We start from the raw sequence: 22,991 nt of genomic DNA, 5'->3' as shown, positions 1-22,991 counted from the left end.
AGGAATAGCGCTAGTGTAAGGGCCGGCGGCACAATGCCGCGCATGGCATCTCCCCGCTTCGGCGACGCGCTCGGCCACGGCATGAGCGACAAGCGCATCGACATCCTGCGCGGCATCGGCCGCACCGGCAGCATCTCGCAGGCAGCGCGCGAGGCGGCGGTGAGCTACAAGGCCGCGTGGCAGGCGGTCGCGACGCTCACCAACCTGGCCGGCGTGCCGCTGGTGGAGCGGGCGGTGGGCGGCACGGGCGGCGGGGGAGCCTCGCTCACGGCGCATGGCAGGCAATTGCTCGAGCTGGCCGACGCGCTGGCGCGGGCGCGTCGCGACGTGCAATCGCGTGCCGGGGCGGCCGGCGCGGGATCGGCCGTTGCGCGGCTGGCCATTCGCACCAGCATGCGCAACCAGCTGCCGGCGACCGTGCAGTCGATCGAATCCACCGGTCGCATCGTCCGCGTGGCGCTGTTGCTCGGCGGCGTGCAGCGCATGGCCGCGCGGATCACGCAGGAAAGCGCGGAGCTTTTGGGCTTGGCCGAGGGCATGGAAGCGATCGCGCTGTGCAAGGCGACGGCGGTGCGCATCGACCGCGCCGCCATGCCACACAAGACGAAGGGCAACCTGCTCGGCGGTACGGTGCAGAGCGTGGCGCGCGGCGAGGACGGCGACGAGATCGCGATGGCGCTGGAGGGCGGGCTGCAACTCGTCGGCTTTGCGCCGGGCGGATCGGGCCTGCGTGCGCGGCAGCGCGTGCTGGCCACGGTCGATGAGGCGGCTGTAGTCGTGGCGTTGCCGGGGTAGGAGCCTCGGATGAAAAACAAAGAACCTCAAACACGCGCGGCCCTGATCCGCCTGCCGCTGCGCTGCTCGGCGGACAGGCAGACCATACCGGGCGCGACGAACTCGTCAGGCCTTTTCGGGGACTGGGTTGCGGAAGCTCACGTTGAGCAGGTTCCACGCATTGATCACCGCGATAGTGAACCCGAGCTCCGCGATCTCCTCGTCCGAGAACTGCACCTTCAGCTTGGCGAACTCCTCGTCGCTCGGTTCGCGATTCGGGATGGCGGTGACGATCTCGGCCCAGGCCAGCGCCGCGCGCTCGCGCTCGGTGAAGAAGGGCGCCTCGCGCCAGCCGGCCAGTGCGTTGAGGTGGCGTACGTCGACGTCCTGCTTGACCAGGTCGCGCCAGTGCATGTCCATGCAATAGGCGCAGCCGTTGATCTGCGACACGCGCAGCAGCACGAGGTCGTACAAGCGATGGCCCAGCAGATCCTTCCGGACTGCGCCGGAGAGGGTGAGCAGCGACTGGAAAGCCTTGGGGGCGAGCTGGAAGAAGGGAATGCGTGCGGCGTGTGCCATGAGATGTTCCTTGGAAACAGATACGGAGCGCCACCCCATGCGGCCCTCCATGCACTTAAGACGCACGGCGGCACCCGTTTGTGACAGGGCGCGGCCGAAACGGGCTGGCTTCGTGCCAGGCTTTGCGGCGAAGCGCCTTGGGCGCACACTCATGTCAGGCTCGCGATCGACCGAGCCGCACCAACGAGGAAAGCAAGCATGAGCAAGTCCCGCATCGAACACGATCTGCTGGGTGACCGCGAGGTACCCGCCGACGCCTATTACGGCGTGCACACGCTGCGTGCCAAGGAGAACTTCCGGATCTCGGGCACGACCATCTCGGCCTTCCCCGAACTGGTGATCGCGCTGGCCTCCGTCAAGGAAGCGGCGGCGCAGGCCAACGCCGGGCTGGGCCTGCTGCCTCCCGAGCTGCGCGACGCGATCGTGGCGGCCTGCGAGGAGATCCGCCACGGCGCGCTGCACGACCAGTTCGTGGTCGACGTGATCCAGGGCGGCGCAGGCACCTCCACCAACATGAACGCCAACGAGGTGGTGTGCAACCGGGCACTGGAAATCCTCGGGCACCAGCGCGGCGAGTACCAGTACCTGCACCCCAACGAGCACGTGAACATGGCGCAGAGCACCAACGACGTGTACCCGACGGCGATCCGCGTTGCGACCTGCTTCGCGATCGAGCGTCTGCTCGCGGCGATGGCGCATTTGCGGGACGCCTTCGCCGCCAAGGCCACGGAGTTCGCGCACCTGCTCAAGATCGGCCGCACCCAGCTGCAGGACGCGGTGCCGATGACCCTGGGCCAGGAGTTCTCGACCTATGCGGTGATGCTGGAGGAGGACATCGCGCGCCTGACCGAGGCCTCGGCGCTGATCCGCGAAATCAACCTCGGGGCCACCGCGATCGGCACCGGCATCACCGCCCATCCGGAGTACGCGGGCAAGGCCCTGGCGGCGCTGCGCACGATCACGGGGCTGGACCTTTCCACCGCGCCCAACCTGATCGAGGCGACGCAGGACTGCGGTGCCTTCGTGCAGCTGTCGGGCGTGCTGAAGCGCATTGCCGTCAAGCTGTCGAAGACCTGCAACGACCTGCGGCTGCTCTCGAGCGGGCCGCGCTCGGGCTTCGGCGAGATCAACCTGCCGCCGATGCAGGCCGGCTCGTCGATCATGCCGGGCAAGGTCAATCCGGTGATCCCGGAAGTGGTGAACCAGATCTGCTTCGAAGTATTCGGCAACGACCTCACCGTGACCTTCGCGGCCGAGGGCGGACAGCTGCAGCTCAACGCCTTCGAGCCGATCATCGCCAGCGCGTTGTTCCGCAGCTTCAAGCACCTGACCAACGGCTGCACGACGCTGGCCGACCTGTGCGTGGCGGGCATCACCGCCAACCCGGACCGGCTGCGCGAGAGCATCGAGCGCTCGATCGCGCTGGTCACCGCGCTCAACCCCATCATCGGCTACAAGGAGGCGACCGAGGTCGCGGCCGAGGCTTACGCGAACGGGACCAATGTGCGCGAGGTGGTGCTGAGGCGCAAGCTCATGACCGAGTCAGAGCTGGAGGACGCGCTGCGCCACGAGGTGCTGACGCAGCCGCGGGTGTACGAGAAGGCGAGGAAGGCGGGCTGAACCGCCGACACTCCGACACCTCACCTCCGCCCGCTCGAACGGAGGGAAAGCCGCACCCTAGGCAGGCTGCGCGAGGCGGGCGAGCTCGTCCGAGATCGCATCCACACGGGTAGGCCGCACCAGCCGCCCCACTTCCCGCCCATCGCGCAAAAAGATCAGCGTAGGCCAGAGCTTGATGCCGAAGGAACGGCCCAGCGGCCGGCCGCTGCCGTCCTCGATCTTCAAGTGGCGCAGCGGCTGCGCGCCGGCCAGCGCCTCGGCGATCAAGGGCTGTGCGGCCTTGCAGATCCCGCACCACGGCGCGCCGAACTCGACGAGCGTGGAACCGGAGAGACCGTCGACCTCGTCGCGCGAGGGCTCGACGCTTGCGTAGCTTGTGTTCATGGCTTGATTCTGGAAGGGCCGGCGTGGCCTTGCTTGCGCGGGGATTTCGGTCGACGGAGTCAGTCTCGGCCGACGGGGCCCTTCGTGCGGCCCAGCTTGCGGTAAACGGTGGCCCGGCTGATGCCCAGCGCCTGCGCTGCCTCTGCCACGTTGCCCCGTGCGTCGTCGACGGCGCGGCGGATCAGCGCCGTCTCCACATCACGCAGGCGTCGCGGGCGCTCGGCGCCGGTCACTGGCGGTGGCTGAGCGCCATCGGCAAGCTGCGGCCTTGCCTGCACCCGCAGGCCGGACCACAGCGGCACCTCCAGCACTGCATCGCCGCGGCGTGCCGCGTCGAACAGCATCTGCGGCGGCAGCGCAAACAGCTCGCTGCAGTGCGGCGCGGGCTGCGCGCCCGGCGGCCGGTGCAGCATCTGGCGCGCCGCCGTATTGCTGGCCGTGACGCGGCCGTCCTCGTCGATGCAGAGAAGGCCTTCGCTGCCCGGCCCGGCGCCATAGCCCGGCCAGTCCAGACGAAGCCTCAGTGCGCACGGATGGTTGTGCACCATCGCGTTCTCGATGCTGTGCGCCGACTGGACCGCCAGATGCCGCAGCTCGGGCCGCTCGGCCACCTGCACCCCGGTCAGGTCCAGCATGCCGATGCACTCCCCTTGGGGGCCGAACAGCGGCGCACCCGCGCAGCTGTAGACACCGGTGTCCTCGAAGAAGTGCTCGCCGCGATGCAGCCACACGGACTCGCGCTCGGCCAGCGCCGCGCCGATGGCGGTGGTGCCGACCGCGCGCTCCGACAGGTCGACGCCCACCCGCGCGATGTCGCGTGCATGGCGAGCGGCGGCGTCGCTGCCGCCGGGCAGGGGGCCGACCTCGACCACGATGCCGTCGGCGTCGGTCAGGATGGCGAAGTAGCGCGTGTCGGCGATGGCGCGCGAGAGCCGCGCCATCACCGGCCGTGCGGCGGCGAGCAGGGCTCCGTTGCGCTCCGCCACCCCGCGGATCGACTGTCGCGTGACCGGATCGAAGCTCACCCGATGCTGAGGCCGATGGCCTGCCGCAAGGCACCGCTGCCAGGAGCGCAGCAGCCAGGGCTCGATGCGGGCGCCGGCTGGGCCTGTCGCTTCACCTTCGATCCATTCGCGCCGCGCCTGCGCAATGGTCAGCGAGCGCTCAGGCAGCGGGATGAAAGGGGTACTCATCGTGTCAGGAGGCGTCGCCGGCGACGCATGGTGAAGGGCTGCCAAGGGACTTTTGAAAGGTGGGTTGTTTCATTTTGAGAATTTCAAGGGCAAGCCGCAAGCGCCTAGGGTTTTGCCTAGGGTGGTGGACCTGCCCCGCGTCCAACATCCTGTTTGCCCCAGCCATCACCAAAAACGGAGAGAGCCACATGCAGGTTTCATTCACGGTCAACGGCCGCGCGGTCACGGTCGATGCACCCCCCAACACGTTCCTCGTGCAAGCGATCCGCGAGCGCCTCAACCTCACGGGCACCCACGTCGGCTGCGACACCGCGCAGTGCGGCGCCTGCACGATCCTGGTCGATGGCCGGGCGGTCAAGTCATGCAACGTGCTGGTGGCACAGGTGGCCGGTACCGAGATCACCACCATCGAGGGCATTGCGCAGCCCGACGGCACGCTGCATCCGATGCAGGCGGCCTTCAAGGAGTGCCACGGCCTGCAGTGCGGCTTCTGCACCCCGGGCATGGTGATGAGCGCCATCGACCTGTGCACCCACCACCCCAAGTCCAGCGAGAGCGAGATCCGCGAACTGCTGGACGGCAACCTGTGCCGCTGTACCGGCTACCAGAACATCGTCAAGGCCGTGCAGATGGGCGGGGAGGCCATGGCGGCGGCGCCGGCCCGGACCTCGGCCACGGCGTAAGGAGCACCATCATGGGCGCACCCGACTTCGCAAAGCTGCCGCACATCGGCGAGGCACTCAGGCGCAAGGAAGACTACCGCTTCCTCACCGGTGCCGGCCAGTACACCGACGACGTGAACCTGGCCAACCAGTCCCACGCCGTGTTCCTGCGCTCGCCGCATGCGCATGCGGCAATCAAGTCCATCGACACCACGGCGGCCTCGAAGATGCCCGGCGTGGTCGGGATCTTCAGCGGCAAGGACATCGACGGCAAGATGGGCGGGCTGCCCTGCGGCTGGCTCATCAACAACCCCGACGGCACGCCCATGAAGGAGCCGCCGCATCCCATCCTCGCCATCGGCAAGGTGCGCTACGTAGGCGATCACGTGGCCATGGTGGTGGCCGACACGGTGGAGCAGGCGAAGAACGCCGCCGAGGCCATCGAGGTCGACTACGAGGTGCTGCCCGCGCTGGTGAGCGTGGCCGACGCCGCGAAGAAGGCCGGTGGCGTCAGCCTTCATGACGCAGCGCCCGACAACCAGTGCTACAAGTGGACGCTGGGCGACAAGGAGAAGGTCGACGAGGCCTTCGCCAATGCGGCGCACGTGACCAAGCTGGACCTCGTCAACAACCGGCTGGTGCCCAACCCGATCGAGCCGCGGGTCGCCATCGGCAGCTACAACCGCGCCAACGACGAGTACACGCTCTACGTGGCCAACCAGAACCCGCACGTCGAGCGGCTGTTGATGACCGCCTTCGTGCTCGGTCTGCCCGAGCACAAGGTGAGGGTGATCGCGCCCGATGTGGGCGGTGGCTTCGGCTCCAAGATCTTCCTCTACGCCGAGGACGTGGCGCTGACCTGGGCCGCGAAGCAACTCAACCGCAGCATCAAATGGAACGCCGAGCGCTCCGAGTGCTTCCTGTCGGACGCCCATGGCCGCGACCACGTGAGCCATGCCGAAATGGCCATGGACAAGGACGGCAAGTTCCTCGCCCTGCGCGTGCACACCGACGCCAACCTGGGCGCGTACCTGTCGACCTTCTCGACCGCCGTGCCGACCATCCTCTATGCCACGCTGCTGGCGGGCCAGTACACCACGCCGCAGATCTACGTGGAGGTCGATGCCTGGTTCACCAACACCGCGCCGGTCGATGCCTACCGCGGCGCCGGCCGGCCCGAGGCGACCTACCTGCTGGAGCGCCTGGTGTCGCGCTGCGCCTGGGAAATGAAGCTGGGGCAGGATGAGATCCGCAAGCGCAACTTCATCACCGAGTTCCCCTACCAGACGCCCGTCGCATTGCAATACGACACGGGCGACTTCCACGCCTCGATGGACAAGGCGAAGGAACTGGCCGAGGTGGCTGGCTTCGCGGAGCGCAAGAAGGCGAGCGAGGCCAGGGGCAAGCTGCGCGGCATCGGCTACTCGAGCTACATCGAGGCTTGCGGCATCGCGCCATCCAACATCGCGGGTGCGCTGGGCGCGCGCGCCGGCCTGTTCGAGTGCGGCGAGATCCGCGTGCACCCCACCGGCAGCGTGACCGTCTTCACCGGCTCGCACAGCCATGGCCAGGGCCACGAGACGACCTTTGCGCAAGTGGTTGCGGCGCGCCTGGGCATTCCGGTCGAGAACGTGGACGTGGTGCATGGCGACACGGGGCGCGTGCCCTTCGGCATGGGCACCTACGGCTCGCGCTCGATCTCGGTCGGTGGCGCGGCGATCATGAAGGCGCTCGACAAGATCGAGACCAAGGCCAAGAAGATCGCCGCCCACCTGATGGAGGCCAGCGATGCCGACGTGGAGTTCGCCAACGGCGAGTTCACCATCAAGGGCACCGACAAGAAGATCCCGTTCGGCCAGGTGGCGCTCACGGCCTACGTGCCGCACAACTACCCGCTCGACAAGCTGGAGCCGGGGCTGGACGAGACCGCCTTCTACGACCCCACCAACTTCACCTTCCCAGGCGGCACCTACGTCTGCGAAGTGGAGGTGGACAAGGAGACGGGCGAGGTGAAGGTCGACCGCTTCACGGCGGTAGACGACTTCGGCACCATCATCAACCCGTTGATCGTCGAGGGCCAGGTGCACGGCGGCATCGTGCAGGGGCTGGGCCAGGCGCTGATGGAGAACTGCGTCTACGACAAGGAGAGCGGCCAGCTGCTGACCGGCAGCTTCATGGACTACGCGATGCCGCGTGCCCACGATTTCCCGATGTTCAAGCTCGACACCACCTGCACGCCCTGCACGCACAACCCGCTGGGCACCAAGGGCTGCGGCGAGGCCGGCGCCATCGGATCGCCGCCGGCGCTGATCAACGCGGTGCTCGACGCGCTGGCGCCGCTCGGCGTGAAGGACTTCGACATGCCCGCGTCGCCGCACCGCGTGTGGGAGGCCATCCAGAAGGGCAGCGTGAGCCCGACACAGGAACCGCAGCAAGCGCCCTTGACCGCCAGCACCCAGGGGCGCCCGGCGCCCTGAACAGGAGGAAACCGAACATGTATGCCTTTACCCTAGAACGTCCCGCCACCGTGGCGGATGCGGCCAGGCTGGCCGCAGCCGGCGGCAAGCTGCTGGCCGGCGGCCAGACCCTCCTGGCCTCGATGAAGCTGCGCCTCGCGGCGCCCGAGCAGCTGGTCGACCTCGGCGGCATTAAGGAACTGGCCGGCGTCAAGAAGGAAGGCAATGCCTTCGTGATCGGCGCCATGACGCGCCACCTCGACGTCGGCGCCAACGCCGAGATCAAGGCCGCCTTCCCGGCCCTGGCCTGGCTGGCCGACCACATCGGCGACCGCCAGGTCCGCGCCATGGGCACCATCGGCGGCTCGCTGGCCAACAACGATCCCTCGGCCTGCTACCCGAGCGCGGTGCTGGGCTCGGGCGCCACCGTCATCACCACCAAGCGCGAGGTCGCGGCCGACGACTTCTTCCAGGGCCTGTTCGCGACCGCGCTGGAAGAGGGCGAGCTCATCACCGCAGTCCGCTTCCCGATCCCGAAGCGCGCCGCCTACGAGAAGCTGCGCCAGAAGGCCTCCAACTTCCCGCTGGTCGGCATCTTCGTGACGCAGGGCGATGGTGGCGTGCGCGTGGCCGTCACCGGTGCGGGCAATGGCGTGTTCCGGCACAAGGGGCTCGAAGAGGCACTGAGCAAGAGCTTCACGCCCGAGGCCGCGGCCGGCGTGAAGATCGATGCGAGCGAGCTCAACAGCGACCTGCATGCGACGGCCGCCTACCGTGCCAACCTGATCAGCGTGTTGACGCAGCGGGCGGTGCGCAAGGCGCTGGGCTGAATTCGGGAACCCGGCGCGACGGACGCGAAGGGTTTGCGAAGGGCACGAAAGAGACACCAGCGCTGGGCGTGTATCTTTTGCGGCTTCTGCGGAACTTCCGCGTCCTCTGCGTTCAAGAATGACTTTCCCGACCATCGACTCCGTCATCGCCGGCCTGGAACGGGCGGGCTACTACGCCGACCGGCGGCTGGCGACGGCAGTGTTTCTAGCGCTCAAGCTGCAGCGCCCGCTGCTGCTGGAGGGCGAGCCCGGGGTGGGCAAGACCGAGCTGGCCAAGGCGCTGTCGAGCGCGCTGCAGCGCGAGCTGCTGCGCTTGCAGTGCTACGACGGGCTGGAGCAGCGCGAGGCCCTCTACGAGTGGAACTACGCGGCGCAGCTGCTCCACATGCGCGCGGCCGAGGCGCACGGCGCGGCGCGTGATGTCGAGGCCGAGGTCTACCAGCCGCACTACCTGATCCGCCGGCCGCTCCTGCAGGCCCTGCAAGCGCCGGCGCCGGGCGCCGTGCTGCTGATCGACGAGGTCGATCGCGCCGACGAACCCTTCGAGGCCTTCCTCCTCGAATACCTCGGCGAATACCAGGTCAGCATTCCCGAACTGGGCACGGTGCGCGCGCTGGTGCCGCCGGTCACGCTGCTCACCAGCAACCGCACACGCGAGCTCAACGACGCGGTCAAGCGCCGTTGCCTCTACCACTGGCTGGACTACCCCGATCGCGAGCGCGAGCTCTCGATCGTGCGCGCGCAGGTGCCCGACGCCAGCGAGCGCTTGTCGGAGCAGGTCGCGGCCTTCGTCGCGGGGCTGCGCAGCGCGCCCTTCGCGAATGCGTTCCAGCGCGCGCCCGGTATCGCCGAAAGCGTGGAATGGGCGCGGGCCCTGGTCGCGCTCGACACGCTGGCCCTCGACCCCGAGGTCGTGGTCGACACCGCCGGCATCCTCTTCAAGCAACGGGATGACGTGGCGGCGTTGACGCACGAGCTCGCCACGGATTTGTTGAAAGCGCCTGGGGCGGGTACATGAATGCAGCAACTCGGTGACGCCCGCCGAGGCAAGCTGGCCGACAACATGGCCGGCTTCGGCCGTGCATTGCGGCGTGCCGGCGTACGAACCGATTCGGCCCGCATCGCGCTTGCGGCCGAGGCCGCGATGCTCGTCGGCGTGCAGAGCCGGCCCGACCTCGCCGCCGCAATGGAGGCCGTGATGATCAGCCGCGAGCAGGACCGCGAGGTCTTCCGCGAGCTCTTCGATGCGTGGTTCCGCGACCCCGAGCTCGCCGCCAAGCTGCTCGCACAAATGCTGCCGAGCGCCGAAGGAAAAGCCGAGCCCTCCAAGCGCCGGCCGCGGGTGCGCGAGGCGCTTGCCGCGCCGCGCGAAAAGGTGCAGCCCGCGCAGACCGAGCGCGAGGTGGATTTCGATGCGGCCATGACCGCCAGCGACCGCCAGCGCATGCACCACGCCGACTTCAACGCGTTGGGTGCCGCCGAGTACCGGCTGGTCGAACGTTTGGCGCGCGATGTCGCGCTGCCGGTGCCCACCATTGCCGCGCGCCGCCTGCATGCGGCCGCCAACGCCGGTGCCCATTCGCGCATGAACTGGCCGGGCGTCTGGCATGAAGCCGGCCGCACCGGCGGCGAGATGCTTCGCCTGCCGCGGCTCGCGCGGCGCACGCAGCCGCTGCCTTTGCTGGTGCTGATCGACGTCTCTGGCTCGATGGAGCGCTATGCGCGCCTGCTGCTGGCCTTCCTGCATGCGGCGACGCGCCGCGCCGGCCGCCGCGACGTGTTCGCCTTCGGCACCCAGCTGACCGACCTGACGCCCGCCTTCCGCATCGCCGACACCGACGCCATGCTGGGCGCCGCCGGCGCTGCCATCGCCGATTTCGCCGGCGGCACCCGCCTGGGCTCGTCGCTGGCAGAGCTGCACCGGTACCACGCGCGCCGGTTGACCGGCCGCCGCACCCTCGTGCTGGTGATCAGCGACGGCCTGGACACCGGCGAGCCCGAGATGCTGGAACGTGAGCTGCTGTGGCTCAAGCGCCATTCGCGGCGTGTGCTGTGGCTCAACCCGTTGCTGCGCTACGAAGGCTATGCTCCGCTGGCGCGCGGGGCCGCGGTACTGCACCGCCATGCGGACGCGATGCTCGCGGTCCACAATCTCAACGCATTGGAGCAATTGGCCTCCAGCCTCGCAGCGCTGATGCGCTGCGGCCGTTAACGCAAGACAAGGAAATCCACCATGGAAATGCTCGGCAACCGCCGGCTCCCGATCACGCAGCAGCAAGCCTGGGAGGCGCTCAACGATCCCGAGACGCTGAAGAAGTGCATTCCCGGCTGCGACAAGTTCGAGCCTGCGGGCGACAACGAATACACGGTCGCGCTCGCGGTCAAGATCGGCCCCGTGTCGGCCAAGTTCAACGGCAAGGTCAGGCTGGCCGACATCACGCCGCCCGACAGCTACAAGCTCTCCTTCGAGGGGCAGGGCGGCGTGGCGGGCTTCGCCAAGGGATCTTCCACTGTCTCGCTCAAGCCGGCGGCCGATGCGCAGGCGCCGGCCTGCGAGCTCGATTACACGGTGCAGGCGCAGGTGGGCGGCAAGATTGCGCAACTGGGCCAGCGCCTGATCGATGGCGCTGCCAAGTCGACGGCCGACGACTTCTTCAAGCGATTCGAGGCCGAGATGCAGGCGCGCTACGGGCCGCCGCCCGCTGTCGAGAACACCGAGGCGCAGGCGGGAGAACCATCCGAGAAGACCGGCGCGATGGCAGGCCTGATGCGCAAGATGGGCTTCGGCAAGAAGGACGGCACGCCCGGCGGGAACGCCGGCGAGACGCCGGGCGAGTAACGCAGCGGAACGCAAACATGGAAAACCTCGACGTGATGGTTCTGCGCACGCTGCGCGACTGGCGGCTCGCGGGCCGCCGTGCGCTGCTCACGACCGTGGTGCGCACCTGGGGTTCCTCACCGCGGCCGATCGGCTCGATCATGGCGCTGGCGGAGGACGGCGCGGTGGTCGGTTCGGTCTCGGGCGGCTGTATCGAGGACGACCTGATCGCGCGCTACAGCCGCGCCCATGGTCCTTCGGGCGAAATGCCTTCGGGCCCGCCGGCGCTCGTCAAGTACGGCATCACGGCCGACGAGGCGCACCGCTTCGGCCTGCCCTGCGGCGGCACGCTGGAGCTGCTGCTCGAGTACGACCCCGACGCCGCCTCGCTGGCCGCGCTGGTGGAGCAACTGGAGCAGGGCCGGCTGATGCAGCGAAGCGTTTCGCTGGCCGACGGCGCCGTGCGGCTCGCCGAGGCGAGCGCGCCCGCCGAGCTCGTGGTCAACGACAGGGAACTGGTCAACACCTTCGGGCCCGAGTACCGCATGCTGCTGATCGGCGCCGGCCAGCTGGCCGAGTACCTGTCGACCATGGCGAAGTTCAGCGGCTTCGCGGTGACGCTGTGCGACCCGCGCGCCGAGTACCGCACGGCGTGGTCCACGCCCGGCGTCGCCATCAGCACCGAGATGCCCGACGACGCCGTGCTCGCCTTCAAGCCCGACCGCCGCAGCTGCGTGGTGGCGCTCACGCACGACCCCAAGCTCGACGATCTCGCCTTGCTCGAAGCGTTGCAGACCGAGGCCTTCTACGTGGGCGCGATCGGCTCGCGACGCAATGCGCAGGCGCGGCGCGAACGCATGATGGAGCACTTCGACCAGACCGAGGCTTCGCTTGCGCGCCTGCGCGGCCCGATCGGCATCTACATCGGCAGCAAGACGCCGCCGGAGATCGCGGTCAGCGTGATGGCGGAGATCCTGGCGGTGAAGAACAACGTGACGCTCCCGCGCGAGACCGAGGTCGCCGTGGCCAAGGCGGCAGCCGCCGGCTGATCTCAGCGCTTGCGCAGGCCGGCGAGGAAGGTGGTGCTGCGCCCGAAGGCGCGCTGCATCTGCTTCGACTCGCGGGCCTCCTTGGCAGCCCTGGAGAAAGCGAAGCTGGCGGCGGCGAGCACGAAGCAGGCGCCGATCGCGATCAGGAGCCCGGTGAAGGAGCCCAGCCACCAGGCTGTGGCAGGGACGGCGATGCTGACAAGAAGGAGGAGGATGCGCATGGCCGAAAAGGTATCAGAGCACGCGCCATGCGGATGTGAACTATTGCGCGGAACAGCCCGGCACGATCGGCTTCATTCGGCCGCGCCCGGCGCGCCGGTTTGGCTGCCGTCGAAGATCGAGAGCAGCATCGGCGTCAGCGCATGCATGCGAATGGGCGCCGGCCCCGGGGCCGGCAGCAGGCCCGGCCTGAAGCCGTGGGCCTCGAAGCTCCTGAGCAACCCTGCATCGGCGCTGATGATGTGGACCGGCACGTCCCATGAGGCACCCGTACCGCTCACGCTGGCCAGCGGCTGATGGTCGCCGATGACGATGGTGAGCAGCCGCCGCGGTGCGCGGTGTTCGAGATAGTCGCCCAGCCACTGGAAGGTGTAGGCCAGCGATGCGAGATATGCCGGCACGGGTGCTTGCCACGAGATCGGTGCGGCCAATGATTGCGCGACGTCGGCCGGCGTGTACGCCTCATGGCCCGTGAGCTTGTCCCAGTCCGTCACATAGGGCGCCAGCGGCCCGAAGGGCGCATGGCTCGCAAGCGTGGGAAAGACGATGAAGCGCGGGCCGCGGTGCTCGACCGGGGCGGCAAGCTCCTGCGCATGCAACAGCGCCATCGAGGCTTGATCGGGAATGCGCCAATAGCCAAAGGCGGGCCCGCGGTAGCCGATGCGCTCGGCATCGCCATAGCGATCGAAGCCGTAGAAGCGGCCCTCGGGCCAGGGCCGCTGCAGGCCGGGCATCCAGTTCACGGTGCGCCAGCCGTGGGCCTGGAAGTGGCGCACCAGCGTCGGGCGTTGCGTGGCCAGCAGCAGCTCGTAGGCGCCGGGGTCCTGCATATCGACGCCGCTCAGCAGCTCGGCATGGGCCAGCCACGAAGCGCCGCCGTAGGTGGGCGACCGCACACGCGCCGACACCACCTGCAGTCCCCCTGCGGCGAGCGCCTGCGCGAAGGCCGCGCGTTGCGGCGCGAGGGCGGCGGCCTGCCGCGGATCGTCCAGCGTGGCAACGCCGTGGGACTCTGCGAAGAGCAGCAGCACGTCCGCGCCGTGCAGGCCACCAAGGCCGCTGTGCTCGAAGTCGGGGCTCGCCAAGAGCCGCGCGCTCGCCTGCCCTGGCAGCAGCTGGCCCGCGAGCACCCCGGCTTGGTGGGCGAGGATCGGCGCGACCGGCATGGAGAAGAACCAGCGGGTGTTGCGCCCGCCGACGCCTTGCGCCGCGAAGCAGGCGCAAAGCACCAGGCCCGCCAGCCCGATCGCCGGTCGCGATCCTGGCGAGGCGAGGGCCTGCGCGATGCTGCGCCAGCAGTACAGCGCCAGCGCATACAGCAGCAGCGGCACGGCCAGCACGCCCAGCGCGCCCAGGCCGATCTGCCACGCCGAGAATTCGCCCATGCGCAGCACCTCCAGCGCATGGCGGCCGTCCCAATAGAGGTTGAGCTGTCGGCCGAACACGGCCGATACGGTGACATCGAGGTAGCGCGCAACGATCCAGAAGCTGCTCGCGGCCGCCAGTAAGCGCAGCGCGCCGGCACCCGACCGGCCGCGCCAGGCGACCCACGCTACGAGCGCCAGCAGCGCCACCACCAGCTCGAAGGACAGCCGCAGCGCGGGGCGCGGCCACAGGCCGGGGCCGTGGTTTTCCAGTGTCAGCAGCACATTCAGCAGCAGCAGCGGAAAGCCGAAACGTGCCAGCCAGCCCACAGGGCCCGCAGGCCGCGTCGGGGACCGGCGCATGGCAGTCATTTGCGCCTGGCCTCGAACTCGATGATCAGCGCCACCTCGTCGCCGACCCAGCCGTTGTCGACACCGTAGCGCATCCCATGGGCGCTTCGCTTGAAGCTGCCGCGCGCCGAGACTCCCATGATGTAGTTCTTGTCGATCGGCGAGGGGCCGCTCTTGTTCCAGGTGGCGCTGAGCGTGAGCGGCTGTGTGCGGCCCAGCAGCTCGAGCTGGCCTGCGATCTCGAAGCTGCGCTCGCCGGTGCGCCTGGCATTGGCCGCGGTGAACACCATGCGCGGAAACTCGGCGCTGTTGAGGAAGTCGGCGCTTTTCAGATGCTGGTCCCGCTTGGCGTAGTTGCTGAACACGCTTTGGGTGTCGATCTCGATGCGCACCTGGCTGAGGGCAGCGGTGGCTTCGTCGAAGCTGTAGCTGCCGCGCGCGGCCCGGAACATGCCCAGCACCTTGGCGTAGCCGATGTGGTCGACCAGAAAACCAACCGTGAGGTGCTCGGGGTCGAGTTCGTAGCGCGCCGGCTCCGCGTTGGCGGATGCCGCGGCAAGTGTCAGCAGGAAGGCTGCGCACAACGGGCGGACAGCGGGAGCTTTCATGTCGCAGTCTCCGGTGGAATGTCTCGATGCCGCAGCAGCCAGGCGATGTCGATCGCGAAAGAGGCCGCCAGCAGGACGAGGCTCGCGGCTGCGAGGGCGTTGCTCCAGGGCGGCGCGACGACGGGGCCGAGGCACACGATGAGGCTGGTGATCTGCACCACGCACACGGTCTTGCGGCGCCCGCTCGATGGCAGGGCGCGTGCCAGCCAGGGCCAGGGCCGCGCGGCCATGACGAAGAAATAGCGCATCAGTCCGGCCGCCACGATCCAGGGGCCGGCCTTGCCGAAAAGCACGACCAGCAGCGAAAGCACCAGTACCAGCAGCGCGTCGGTTTCCATGTCGAAGCGGGCGCCGAAGTCGCTGGCCAGGCCGCCGTGGCGCGCCAGCGGGCCGTCGAGCGCGTCGAGCAGCGCCGCGCTGGCGGCGACCCCGATGCTGCACCAGGCCACGGCATCGTCGGCCGGCTCGCCGATCACCGCGGCGAGCAGCGCGACCATCGCCAGGCGCGCCAGCGTCACCCGGTTGGCGGCCCCGAAGCGCGTGTTCGGCGCGTGCGTGGCAAGGCTTGCGAGCACCAGCGCGAAGGCTGCGGCGAACACGGCCAGCGATCTGAGCTGGAACCAGATCCCGAACTCGCCAAGGCGCCCCAGCCAGCCCGCCAGCGCCGCCAGCAGCAGGAAGCAGGGCAGGGCTTCGCGCCAGGCGTCGCGGCGCAGTGCTGCAAGCCGTGCCGCGCGGGGCGCAGTTGCATCGGGGGATCGCGCGAGCATGGTCTTAAGATCGGTTCCGGACACCACAAGCGGTCATCGAAGGAGCATGCCAGCAATTCACTCTCGCGTCGCCCCTGGCGAGTCCTGGGCCTGCTGGGTCGAGGCGCCGGGCCGTGCCGGCTTGCGGCAGGCCACGCTGGCCACGCCCGGGCCGGGCGACGTGCTGGTGCGCGCGTTGCACAGCGGCATCAGCCGCGGGACCGAGCTGCTGGTGTTTCGCGGCGAGGTGCCCGAGAGCGAGCACGAGCGAATGCGCGCGCCTTTCCAGGAGGGCAGTTTCCCCGCGCCGCTCAAGTACGGGTATGCCAGCGTGGGCGTGGTCGAGCAGGGGCCGCAGGCGCTGCTCGGGCGCACGGTCTTCTGCCTCTATCCGCACCAGACCCGCTACGTGGTGCCGGCCGAGGCAGTGCACCCGCTGCCCGAAGGCCTGCCGCCTGCGCGCGCCGTGCTGGCGGCCAACATGGAGACGGCCGTCAACGCGCTGTGGGATGCGGCGCCACGCGTCGGGGATCGCATCTCGGTCGTGGGCGCGGGCGTGGTGGGGCTGCTCGCGGCATGGCTGGCCGGCCGCATGCCCGGTTGCGAGGTCGAGGTCGTCGACACCAACCCCGAGCGCCGTGCGGTGGCCGAGCGGCTGGGCGTCGACTTCGCCAGCCCGCAGCACGCCCGTCCCGATGCGGACCTCGTCATCCATGCCAGCGGCAACGCCGAGGGGCTCGCCACTGCGCTGCGGCTCGCCGCCTTCGAAGCCACGGTGCTCGAGATGAGCTGGTACGGCCGGCAGGCCGTCACGCTGCCGCTGGGCGAGGCCTTTCACTCGCGGCGGCTGACGCTCCGGAGCTCGCAGGTCGGCCATGTTTCGCTGCCGCAGCGGGCGCGCTGGAGCCATGGCCGCCGACTGGCGCTGGCGCTGGCGCTGCTGCGCGATCCGGCGCTCGATGCGCTATTGACCGATGCGGCGCCTTTCGAGGAACTGCCGGCGGTGCTGCAGCGCCTGGCCGCCGGGGCGCCACAGACCTTGTGCCATCGCATCGACTATTCCTGAACCCCTTCACTCCATCGCAAGGAAGCCATGTACAGCGTCAACGTCCGCGACCATTTCATGATTGCCCACAGCTTTCGCGGTGCGGCGTTCGGGCCGGCACAGCGCCTGCACGGCGCGACCTACGTGGTGGATGTGGAATTGCGCCGCGCCGAACTCGATGCCGACGGCATGGTGGTCGACATTGCGCGAGCCACCGAGGTGCTGCGAAGCGTGCTGGCGGAACTCAACCTGCGCAACCTCGACGAGGACCCGGCCTTCGAGGGGCGCAACACGACCACCGAGTTCATGGCCCGCGTGATATTCGATCGCGTGGCCGCTCGCATCGCGGCCGGCGAGCTCGGCCCGCATGCGAGCGGATTGGCAGGCATGCGCGTGCGTCTCAACGAATCGCATGTGGCCTGGGCGGCCTACGAGGCGGCGCTTTGACGGGTGAAAGCCGTTGCAGCTTCCTGGTGCCTGGCGAACTCGGCACCCGAACCGGTGGCTACACCTACGACCGGCACATCGTCGAAGGCTTGCGTGCGCGGTATTGGGCCGTCGAAGTGCTGTCGCTGGGCGAAGGCTATCCGGCGCCGGCTGCAGCCGCGCTGGCGCGGGCCGCAGGCGTCGTCGAGGGTCTGGCGGACGGTGCGCTCGTGATCGTCGACGGTCTGGCCTATGGGGTCCTGCCCGAGCTTGCGCAGGCGCATGCGCAGCGGCTGGATTGGATTGCGCTGGTTCACCATCCTCTGGCGCTCGAAACGGGGCTGGATGCCTCCCGGCGGCAGGCGCTTTTCGACAGCGAGCGGCGTGCGCTCGCCCATGCGCGCGGCGTGATCGTGACCAGCCGGTCCACCGCACGGGCGCTGGCGGACTTCGATGTCGAGACGACGCGCATCATCGTCGTCGAGCCGGGCACCGAACCGGCGCCGCTGGCCACGGGTTCGGGAGGCGACGCCTTGTCGCTGCTGTGCGTCGCAACGGTGACGCCACGCAAAGGCCACGCGCTGCTGATCGAAGCATTGGCGGGATTAAAAGACCGTGCCTGGGTGCTGCATTGCGCCGGCAGTCTCGCGATGGACCCCGCCTGCGCTTCCGCGCTCACACAAGCGATCGACGCGCGCGGCCTGCGCGAACGCGTGCTGCTGCATGGCGAGCAGGACGAGGCGGGCCTGCGCACGCTCTACGACAAGGCGGATGCCTTCGTGCTGTCTTCATTCCACGAGGGCTACGGCATGGCGCTGGCCGAGGCGCTGGCGCATGGGCTGCCGGTGATCAGCACGCGCGCGGGAGCCATCCCCGATACCGTGCCGGAGGCGGCGGGCCTGCTCGTGGCGCCCGGCAATGTCGTCGAATTGCGCGCCGCGCTGCAGAGGCTGATGGACGATGCGGCCTGGCGTGCGCAGCTTGGCGCCGGTGCTCGCGCCGCTCGCGGCCACTTGCCGAACTGGGCGCAAAGTAGCGCACGCTTCGCCTCTGCGCTGGCGGGGTTCAGGCGGTCGGCGGCTCGGCCATGACAGGCTTCAGCGCCGACTGGCTGGCGCTGCGCGAGCCCTTCGATCTTGCGGCGCGCGCCGAATCGGCTGCGGCGCTGGACCTGCGCGGCATGGCGACCCGGATGCGCGGCAATGGCCAGGTGTTGGACGTTCTGGACCTCGCCTGCGGCACCGGCGCCAATCTGCGTGCGCTGGCGCCGAGCCTGGGCGGTGCGCAGCGCTGGCTGCTGGTCGACCACGATCCGCGGCTCCTGGCAGCACTGCCTGGCGTCTTCGCGGCGTGGTCGCGCGCGCAGAGCCTGCACTTGCGCAGCGATGACCAGTCCCTTCACGTCGAGGGGCCGGATTGGAATGCAGAGGTGCGATGGCGCCGCGCCGATCTCGCAAGCGCGCTGGACGCCGTGCCCTTCGCGCAGGCGCAGCTCGTCACTGCCGCTGCGCTGCTGGACTTGGTATCCGCATCCTGGCTCGACGCGCTGTTCGAGCGCGTTCGAAAGGCGAACGCGGCGGCGTTCTTTGCGCTCAGTGTCGATGGGCGCGTGCGCTGGGAGCCTGTGATCGAGGAGGACGAAGCCGTCCACCAGCTGTTTGCGGCGCACCAGCGGCGTGACAAAGGCTTCGGCCCGGCGCTCGGCGGCGAAGCCCCGGCACTGGCGGCAGCTCGCATGGCTGCGATGGGCTACGGTGTGACGCAGGCGTGTAGCGATTGGCGCATCGAGGGATTGCCCATGCTGGAGGCCATGATCGACGGCGTGGGCAGCGCTGCGCTGGAACAGGGGCCGAGTGCGCACGCGCTTGTTCAGGCATGGCAGATGCAACGCCGCGCGTCATCCCCACGCAGTTGCCTTCGCGTGGGGCATGTGGACCTGCTGATGCTGCCGGCCTGAGCGCGCGCCTCAACGCGCCAAGGCAACACCGGCTCATCTCCCGCCCGTAGCTTGGGCCGGTGCGAAACCTTGCCGTTTGCCCGAGTCTTCGGTCCCGGGATTCTCGCTTTTTCTGTCGAAATTAAAGCAAAGCGACTCGGAGTCACAAGAATCGCCGTTGCCTCGACTGGACTTCCCTGCAAGGGAGAGGGCCTGGAAGTGGTGGGTAGCCAGGCCGAGGTGCCGCGCGCCATTTTCAGGATCGAGTCATGCGAACTTCTTACCCCCTTATCCAGAGCCTGATGCTGTCCTTGCTGCTGAGCGCCTGCGGTGGCGGTGGTAGCCATGGAAGCGAATGGGCCGCCCTGGCCGCGATCACGGCTGCGGGTGCACACACGGGCACGGGGGCAGGTACCGCTGGCCCAATCACCGCCGAACCGCTCATCGCCGAACCAAGCGTCTCCGAGCCGGGCATCGTCGAACCAATCGCGGACTCCAGCGGACCGGCCACTGTCAGCCTCAAGACGCTGGTGACGGTGAGCGCCGAGGAGTCCGGCGTTCACTGCGGCGGCGGCGGTGTACGGATCGACGCGGGGCTGGACAGCGATGGCAATGGCCAGCTTTCGGCGAGTGAGGTCGGCAGCACCCAGTACCTGTGCCAGGGCGCTGCCGGCCTCTCCGGCACGCTGGTGCAAATGCTCGACGAACCCCGCGGTGAGAACTGCGCGGCCGCCGGCAAGGCGATCCACGTGGGCATGGACGGCAATGGCAACCGGATGCTCGAAGCGGCCGAGATCAGCAGCACGGGCTATGTGTGCAACAGCACGGATGGCCGCAAGGTCGCGAGCGAATCGAACTCGCTGGCGAGCGTTGTCAGCGACGCCGCAGGTGCGAACTGCGCTGGCGGCAGCAAGGTGATGTCAGGGTGGGACGGCAACGGCAACGGCGTGCTGGACGCGGGCGAAGTCAGCGCCACGAGCTACATCTGCAACTGCGCCGGAGGCCCCCAGGTCGAGGTCACCGGCGCGGCGGTGCAGGCACAGCCCAATACGTGCTACATCGCCCGGAACGCAACGGCGCAGGTCGTGCTGACACTGCCCGCCAATCCGGCCATCGGCGTCGTGGTGCGCGTCCGCGGTGCCGGCTTGGGCGGCTGGAAGCTCGCGCAGAACCCCGCGCAGGCGGTGGACACGAAGAGCCTGGGTTGGACGGCCGGGGTCAACTGGACCCTGCGCGACTCCAATCTGCCCTGGACAACGGGCGATCCGCAGGGCGGAGCCCCTTACGACCGGCGTCGCGTGGTCTTCTCGGCCGACGGCAGCAAGCTGGCTGCGTCGGTGTACGACGGTGAGATCTATACATCGACCAACAATGGCGCCAGCTGGACGGCGCATGAGTCCAGTCGAGGATGGGAGTCCATCGCCTCCTCGGCCGACGGCACCAAGCTTGTTGCACTGGACAGCAATTCCGGTCGGATCTACACCTCGACGGACAGCGGCGTCAGCTGGACAGCGCGGGAGTCCGATCGGCGATGGTTTCCGTGGCCTCGTCCGCCGACGGCAGCAAGCTGGTCGCGGCAGTGCAGAGCGGGCAGCTCTACACCTCGTCCGACAGCGGGGTCAGCTGGACGGCGCGGGAGTCCAGTCGGCGATGGGTTTCCGTGGCCTCGTCCGCAAACGGTAGCAAGCTGATCGCGGCGGTGCAGTATGGCCGAATCTACACATCCATCGACAGCGGTTTCAGTTGGACGGCGCGTCAGTCCGACCAGCTCTGGATATCGGTGTCTTCTTCGGTGGACGGCAGCAAGCTGGTCGCGGCCGTCAATGGCGGCCAGATCTACACGTCCACCGACAGCGGCGTGAGTTGGGCCGTGCGCGAGTCCGACCGAAACTGGATGTCGGTGGCCTCCTCCGGAGATGGCAGCAAGCTGGCTGCGGTGGCGTACGGCGACCAGATCTACACCTCGATCGACAGCGGCGTGACCTGGACAGCGCGCGACGCCGCCCGAAATTGGTATGGGGTGGCTGCCTCGGCCGACGCCAGCAGGATGGTGGCCATTGCGGACGGCTTGCAGATCTACATGTCCGAAGCATCGACCACCCTGGGCACCGGAGGCTCGATCAGTGGCACCTCGTCCGATTCCATCGACCTGCGATATGCCGGCGACGGTGTGTTTGCCGTGCTGAGCCACCAAGGCAGCCTGACGACGCAATAAGCCGCGCGGCCGCAGCCTCCATTTTCTCCTCAGGATCAAATCATGCGAACCCTTCGTCCTTTCATTTCGACCCTGCTGCTGTCCCTGGCACTGAGCGCCTGCGGGGGAGGCGGCGGGGGCGATGCGAGCGGAGCCGCTGCCTTGGCCGCCCTTGGGGCTGCGGCCACAAATACCGGCGGGGGGACGAACGCCGAGCCGCCCGGTAGTGGCACGTACACCGAACCACCCAACACGTCCGGCACCCCCGTGGCGAATCCATCGACCACGCTGGTAAGCACCGTCAGCGAAGCCGCGGGTGCGAACTGCGCCTACGGCGGCAGCAGGGTCGACCGGGGGCTGGACAGCAACGCCAACAACGTGCTCGATGCGGGCGAAGTCAGCGTGACGGAATACGTCTGCAACGGCGTGCCCGCGGGTACCTTTCCCTGGGTCGATGTCACCGGTGCGACGGTGCAGGCCGAGGCCAATACCGGCTACGTCGCACGCAACGAAGCGGCTCCGGTCGTCGTCACCTTGCCGGCCAACCCTGCCATCGGCGACGTGGTGAAAGTTCGCGGAGCGGGTGCCGGCGGCTGGGCGATTGCGCAGAACGCGGGGCAGGCGATCGAAACGAAGACGCTCGGCGGAATGGCCGGTGCGCGTTGGACGCCGCGCGAGTCCGACCGAAATTGGAGCGCGGTGGCCTCTTCGGACGACGGCAGCAAGCTGGTTGCGACGGCAGACAACGGCCACATCTACACCTCGAGCGACGCCGGAGTGAATTGGACCGAGCGCGCTGCCGACATGGATCGAAACTGGATCGGTATCGCCTCGTCGGCCGATGGCAGCAAGCTGGTTGCGGTGGCATACAACTATCAGATCTATACCTCCGCCGACAGCGGAGAGCACTGGACCGCGCGCGAATCCGCCCGCAATTGGTTTTGGGTGGCTTCGTCGGCCGACGGCAGCAGGCTGGTGGCTGCGGTGGCCGGAGGCCAGATCTACACATCGACGGACAGCGGCGTGAACTGGACGCCCCGCGACTCCAAGCGGAACTGGTACTTTGTCGCTTCCTCGTCGGATGGCAGCAAGCTTGTTGCCCTGGAGCGCGGCGGCCAGGTCTATACGTCGACAGACAGCGGCGAGAGCTGGATTCCGCGCGGGGGGCCCGTCGGACCTTGGTGGGCGGCGGCCTCGTCGGCGGACGGGAGCAAGCTCGTGGCGCTGCAATGGACCGGCCAGCTCTACACATCGACGGACAGCGGCATGAGTTGGTCACCGCACAGACCCAGTCGAGATTGGGCGTCGGTCGCCTCCTCTGCCGATGGCAGCAAGCTCGTGGCGGTCGCCAATGCGGGCCAGGTCTATACCTCGTCCGATAGCGGCGTGAACTGGACGCCGCAGGAAGCCACCCGCGATTGGTATGGCGCGGCCTCGTCGAACGACGGGGGCAAGATGGTCGCCGTGGTGTACGGCGGCCGGATCTACACCTCCATCGCCACCACCTCGCCAGGAGCCGAGGGTTCGATCAGCGGCACTGCGTCCGACGCCATCGAGTTGCAGTACGTCGGCGAGGGCATCTTCACCGTGCTGACGCACGAGGGCAGCCCAACCTTCCAATGAACACTTCGGCGCACCGCAGGCTGCGCCGCGCTGTTGCGGCCGGCCCAGCGGCCGTCAACGGTCCGTTATGAGAAGCACCCACCATTTCACTTCGGACCGCCGCAAACGAAC

General features: G+C 68.7%; 23 protein-coding genes. 16 read left to right on the top strand and 7 right to left on the bottom strand.

All coding sequences use genetic code 11. The annotated features are described in order from the left end of the window. The first annotated feature begins 42 nt into the window (after nucleotides 1–42). Nucleotides 43–795: a TOBE domain-containing protein gene (locus E5CHR_RS23430; protein ID WP_162582062.1), complete on the top strand. Its 753-nt coding sequence runs from the start codon at nucleotides 43–45 to the stop codon at nucleotides 793–795. A 105-nt stretch (nucleotides 796–900) separates the two neighbouring features. Here E5CHR_RS23430 and E5CHR_RS23425 read toward each other — a convergent pair whose 3' ends face one another. After that, nucleotides 901–1,353, bottom strand: a complete 453-nt coding sequence (locus E5CHR_RS23425; RefSeq protein ID WP_162582061.1) for a carboxymuconolactone decarboxylase family protein — start codon at nucleotides 1,351–1,353, stop codon at nucleotides 901–903. A 198-nt stretch (nucleotides 1,354–1,551) separates the two neighbouring features. On the opposite strand from E5CHR_RS23425, the gene aspA reads away from it, so the two are divergent. After that, nucleotides 1,552–2,973, top strand: coding sequence for an aspartate ammonia-lyase (gene aspA / locus E5CHR_RS23420; protein WP_162582060.1), 1,422 nt, complete (start codon nucleotides 1,552–1,554; stop codon nucleotides 2,971–2,973). A 57-nt stretch (nucleotides 2,974–3,030) separates the two neighbouring features. On the opposite strand, the gene E5CHR_RS23415 is transcribed toward aspA, so the two are convergent. After that, on the bottom strand, nucleotides 3,031–3,357 hold the full coding sequence (locus tag E5CHR_RS23415; protein ID WP_162582059.1) for a thioredoxin family protein: 327 nt from the start codon (nucleotides 3,355–3,357) through the stop codon (nucleotides 3,031–3,033). 59 nt (nucleotides 3,358–3,416) lie between these two features. After that, on the bottom strand, nucleotides 3,417–4,550 hold the full coding sequence (locus tag E5CHR_RS23410; protein WP_162582058.1) for a helix-turn-helix domain-containing protein: 1,134 nt from the start codon (nucleotides 4,548–4,550) through the stop codon (nucleotides 3,417–3,419). Between the two features lie 188 nt (nucleotides 4,551–4,738). Between E5CHR_RS23410 and E5CHR_RS23405 the strand changes: the two genes are divergently transcribed. The 7 genes from E5CHR_RS23405 (at nucleotide 4,739) to E5CHR_RS23375 (ending at nucleotide 12,365) form a co-directional block, all read left to right on the top strand. Further along, on the top strand, nucleotides 4,739–5,233 hold the full coding sequence (locus E5CHR_RS23405) for a (2Fe-2S)-binding protein (RefSeq protein WP_162582057.1): 495 nt from the start codon (nucleotides 4,739–4,741) through the stop codon (nucleotides 5,231–5,233). An 11-nt stretch (nucleotides 5,234–5,244) separates the two neighbouring features. Next, nucleotides 5,245–7,689: a xanthine dehydrogenase family protein molybdopterin-binding subunit gene (locus tag E5CHR_RS23400; RefSeq protein WP_162582056.1), complete on the top strand. Its 2,445-nt coding sequence runs from the start codon at nucleotides 5,245–5,247 to the stop codon at nucleotides 7,687–7,689. A gap of 17 nt (nucleotides 7,690–7,706) precedes the next feature. Next, the gene (locus E5CHR_RS23395; RefSeq protein ID WP_162582055.1) at nucleotides 7,707–8,498 is read left to right on the top strand and encodes an FAD binding domain-containing protein; all 792 of its coding nucleotides are present in this window, start codon (nucleotides 7,707–7,709) and stop codon (nucleotides 8,496–8,498) included. Between the two features lie 118 nt (nucleotides 8,499–8,616). Further along, nucleotides 8,617–9,516 carry an AAA family ATPase gene (locus tag E5CHR_RS23390; protein WP_162582054.1) on the top strand — a complete coding sequence of 300 codons (900 nt, stop codon included), beginning with the start codon at nucleotides 8,617–8,619 and terminating at the stop codon, nucleotides 9,514–9,516. After that, on the top strand, nucleotides 9,517–10,710 hold the full coding sequence (locus E5CHR_RS23385) for a vWA domain-containing protein (protein ID WP_162582053.1): 1,194 nt from the start codon (nucleotides 9,517–9,519) through the stop codon (nucleotides 10,708–10,710). 21 nt (nucleotides 10,711–10,731) lie between these two features. Then, nucleotides 10,732–11,337 carry a CoxG family protein gene (locus E5CHR_RS23380; RefSeq protein ID WP_162582052.1) on the top strand — a complete coding sequence of 202 codons (606 nt, stop codon included), beginning with the start codon at nucleotides 10,732–10,734 and terminating at the stop codon, nucleotides 11,335–11,337. 17 nt (nucleotides 11,338–11,354) lie between these two features. After that, nucleotides 11,355–12,365, top strand: coding sequence for an XdhC family protein (locus E5CHR_RS23375; protein ID WP_162582051.1), 1,011 nt, complete (start codon nucleotides 11,355–11,357; stop codon nucleotides 12,363–12,365). Between the two features lie 2 nt (nucleotides 12,366–12,367). On the opposite strand, the gene E5CHR_RS23370 is transcribed toward E5CHR_RS23375, so the two are convergent. From E5CHR_RS23370 to E5CHR_RS23355, 4 genes are all read right to left on the bottom strand, one after another. Next, nucleotides 12,368–12,586, bottom strand: a complete 219-nt coding sequence (locus E5CHR_RS23370; RefSeq protein WP_162582050.1) for a hypothetical protein — start codon at nucleotides 12,584–12,586, stop codon at nucleotides 12,368–12,370. A 72-nt stretch (nucleotides 12,587–12,658) separates the two neighbouring features. Then, nucleotides 12,659–14,320, bottom strand: coding sequence for a hypothetical protein (locus tag E5CHR_RS23365; RefSeq protein WP_162582049.1), 1,662 nt, complete (start codon nucleotides 14,318–14,320; stop codon nucleotides 12,659–12,661). After that, nucleotides 14,317–14,907, bottom strand: coding sequence for a YceI family protein (locus E5CHR_RS23360; protein ID WP_162582048.1), 591 nt, complete (start codon nucleotides 14,905–14,907; stop codon nucleotides 14,317–14,319). The genes E5CHR_RS23365 and E5CHR_RS23360 overlap by 4 nt, the downstream gene beginning before the upstream one ends. Continuing rightward, nucleotides 14,904–15,677 (bottom strand): CDP-alcohol phosphatidyltransferase family protein, encoded by a 774-nt coding sequence (locus E5CHR_RS23355; protein ID WP_162582047.1) that lies wholly within the window; start codon nucleotides 15,675–15,677, stop codon nucleotides 14,904–14,906. The genes E5CHR_RS23360 and E5CHR_RS23355 overlap by 4 nt, the downstream gene beginning before the upstream one ends. A 46-nt stretch (nucleotides 15,678–15,723) precedes the next feature. Here E5CHR_RS23355 and E5CHR_RS23350 point away from each other — a divergent pair, with 46 nt between their 5' ends. The 7 genes from E5CHR_RS23350 (at nucleotide 15,724) to E5CHR_RS23320 (ending at nucleotide 22,880) form a co-directional block, all read left to right on the top strand. Then, nucleotides 15,724–16,722 (top strand): zinc-dependent alcohol dehydrogenase, encoded by a 999-nt coding sequence (locus E5CHR_RS23350; RefSeq protein ID WP_162582046.1) that lies wholly within the window; start codon nucleotides 15,724–15,726, stop codon nucleotides 16,720–16,722. Between the two features lie 27 nt (nucleotides 16,723–16,749). Beyond that, the gene (locus E5CHR_RS23345; RefSeq protein WP_162582045.1) at nucleotides 16,750–17,148 is read left to right on the top strand and encodes a 6-pyruvoyl trahydropterin synthase family protein; all 399 of its coding nucleotides are present in this window, start codon (nucleotides 16,750–16,752) and stop codon (nucleotides 17,146–17,148) included. Further along, complete coding sequence (locus E5CHR_RS23340; RefSeq protein WP_162582044.1) at nucleotides 17,145–18,218, top strand: glycosyltransferase family 4 protein; 1,074 nt, start codon at nucleotides 17,145–17,147, stop codon at nucleotides 18,216–18,218. Before E5CHR_RS23345 ends, E5CHR_RS23340 begins: the two co-directional genes overlap by 4 nt. Further along, nucleotides 18,215–19,084 carry a class I SAM-dependent methyltransferase gene (locus tag E5CHR_RS23335; RefSeq protein ID WP_162582043.1) on the top strand — a complete coding sequence of 290 codons (870 nt, stop codon included), beginning with the start codon at nucleotides 18,215–18,217 and terminating at the stop codon, nucleotides 19,082–19,084. The genes E5CHR_RS23340 and E5CHR_RS23335 overlap by 4 nt, the downstream gene beginning before the upstream one ends. A gap of 248 nt (nucleotides 19,085–19,332) precedes the next feature. Next, nucleotides 19,333–20,754 carry a WD40/YVTN/BNR-like repeat-containing protein gene (locus tag E5CHR_RS23330; RefSeq protein ID WP_162582042.1) on the top strand — a complete coding sequence of 474 codons (1,422 nt, stop codon included), beginning with the start codon at nucleotides 19,333–19,335 and terminating at the stop codon, nucleotides 20,752–20,754. Continuing rightward, the gene (locus E5CHR_RS23325; protein WP_162582041.1) at nucleotides 20,724–21,278 is read left to right on the top strand and encodes a WD40/YVTN/BNR-like repeat-containing protein; all 555 of its coding nucleotides are present in this window, start codon (nucleotides 20,724–20,726) and stop codon (nucleotides 21,276–21,278) included. The genes E5CHR_RS23330 and E5CHR_RS23325 overlap by 31 nt, the downstream gene beginning before the upstream one ends. A 42-nt stretch (nucleotides 21,279–21,320) precedes the next feature. Then, a complete protein-coding gene (locus E5CHR_RS23320; protein WP_162582040.1) occupies nucleotides 21,321–22,880 on the top strand; it encodes a WD40/YVTN/BNR-like repeat-containing protein in 1,560 nt (519 codons plus the stop codon). The last annotated feature ends 111 nt before the right edge of the window (nucleotides 22,881–22,991 follow it).

Origin of the sequence: Variovorax sp. PBS-H4 (assembly GCF_901827205.1) — a bacterium.
Taxonomy (GTDB): Bacteria; Pseudomonadota; Gammaproteobacteria; order Burkholderiales; family Burkholderiaceae_C; genus Variovorax.
The sequence above is the reverse complement of the archived record's forward strand: the minus strand, read 5'-3'. Positions and strand labels throughout refer to the sequence as shown.

Coding starts and splice junctions, on each gene's coding strand:
- E5CHR_RS23415 (WP_162582059.1), bottom strand. CDS start 3,357: ATGAACACAAGCTACGCAAGCGTCGAGCCCTCGCGCGACGAGGTCGAC.
- E5CHR_RS23410 (WP_162582058.1), bottom strand. CDS start 4,550: ATGAGTACCCCTTTCATCCCGCTGCCTGAGCGCTCGCTGACCATTGCG.
- E5CHR_RS23330 (WP_162582042.1), top strand. CDS start 19,333: ATGCGAACTTCTTACCCCCTTATCCAGAGCCTGATGCTGTCCTTGCTG.
- E5CHR_RS23320 (WP_162582040.1), top strand. CDS start 21,321: ATGCGAACCCTTCGTCCTTTCATTTCGACCCTGCTGCTGTCCCTGGCA.
- E5CHR_RS23360 (WP_162582048.1), bottom strand. CDS start 14,907: ATGAAAGCTCCCGCTGTCCGCCCGTTGTGCGCAGCCTTCCTGCTGACA.
- E5CHR_RS23395 (WP_162582055.1), top strand. CDS start 7,707: ATGTATGCCTTTACCCTAGAACGTCCCGCCACCGTGGCGGATGCGGCC.
- E5CHR_RS23365 (WP_162582049.1), bottom strand. CDS start 14,320: ATGACTGCCATGCGCCGGTCCCCGACGCGGCCTGCGGGCCCTGTGGGC.
- E5CHR_RS23380 (WP_162582052.1), top strand. CDS start 10,732: ATGGAAATGCTCGGCAACCGCCGGCTCCCGATCACGCAGCAGCAAGCC.
- E5CHR_RS23355 (WP_162582047.1), bottom strand. CDS start 15,677: ATGCTCGCGCGATCCCCCGATGCAACTGCGCCCCGCGCGGCACGGCTT.
- E5CHR_RS23335 (WP_162582043.1), top strand. CDS start 18,215: ATGACAGGCTTCAGCGCCGACTGGCTGGCGCTGCGCGAGCCCTTCGAT.
- aspA (WP_162582060.1), top strand. CDS start 1,552: ATGAGCAAGTCCCGCATCGAACACGATCTGCTGGGTGACCGCGAGGTA.
- E5CHR_RS23385 (WP_162582053.1), top strand. CDS start 9,517: ATGCAGCAACTCGGTGACGCCCGCCGAGGCAAGCTGGCCGACAACATG.
- E5CHR_RS23405 (WP_162582057.1), top strand. CDS start 4,739: ATGCAGGTTTCATTCACGGTCAACGGCCGCGCGGTCACGGTCGATGCA.
- E5CHR_RS23350 (WP_162582046.1), top strand. CDS start 15,724: ATGCCAGCAATTCACTCTCGCGTCGCCCCTGGCGAGTCCTGGGCCTGC.
- E5CHR_RS23400 (WP_162582056.1), top strand. CDS start 5,245: ATGGGCGCACCCGACTTCGCAAAGCTGCCGCACATCGGCGAGGCACTC.
- E5CHR_RS23370 (WP_162582050.1), bottom strand. CDS start 12,586: ATGCGCATCCTCCTCCTTCTTGTCAGCATCGCCGTCCCTGCCACAGCC.
- E5CHR_RS23390 (WP_162582054.1), top strand. CDS start 8,617: ATGACTTTCCCGACCATCGACTCCGTCATCGCCGGCCTGGAACGGGCG.
- E5CHR_RS23425 (WP_162582061.1), bottom strand. CDS start 1,353: ATGGCACACGCCGCACGCATTCCCTTCTTCCAGCTCGCCCCCAAGGCT.
- E5CHR_RS23430 (WP_162582062.1), top strand. CDS start 43: ATGGCATCTCCCCGCTTCGGCGACGCGCTCGGCCACGGCATGAGCGAC.
- E5CHR_RS23375 (WP_162582051.1), top strand. CDS start 11,355: ATGGAAAACCTCGACGTGATGGTTCTGCGCACGCTGCGCGACTGGCGG.
- E5CHR_RS23345 (WP_162582045.1), top strand. CDS start 16,750: ATGTACAGCGTCAACGTCCGCGACCATTTCATGATTGCCCACAGCTTT.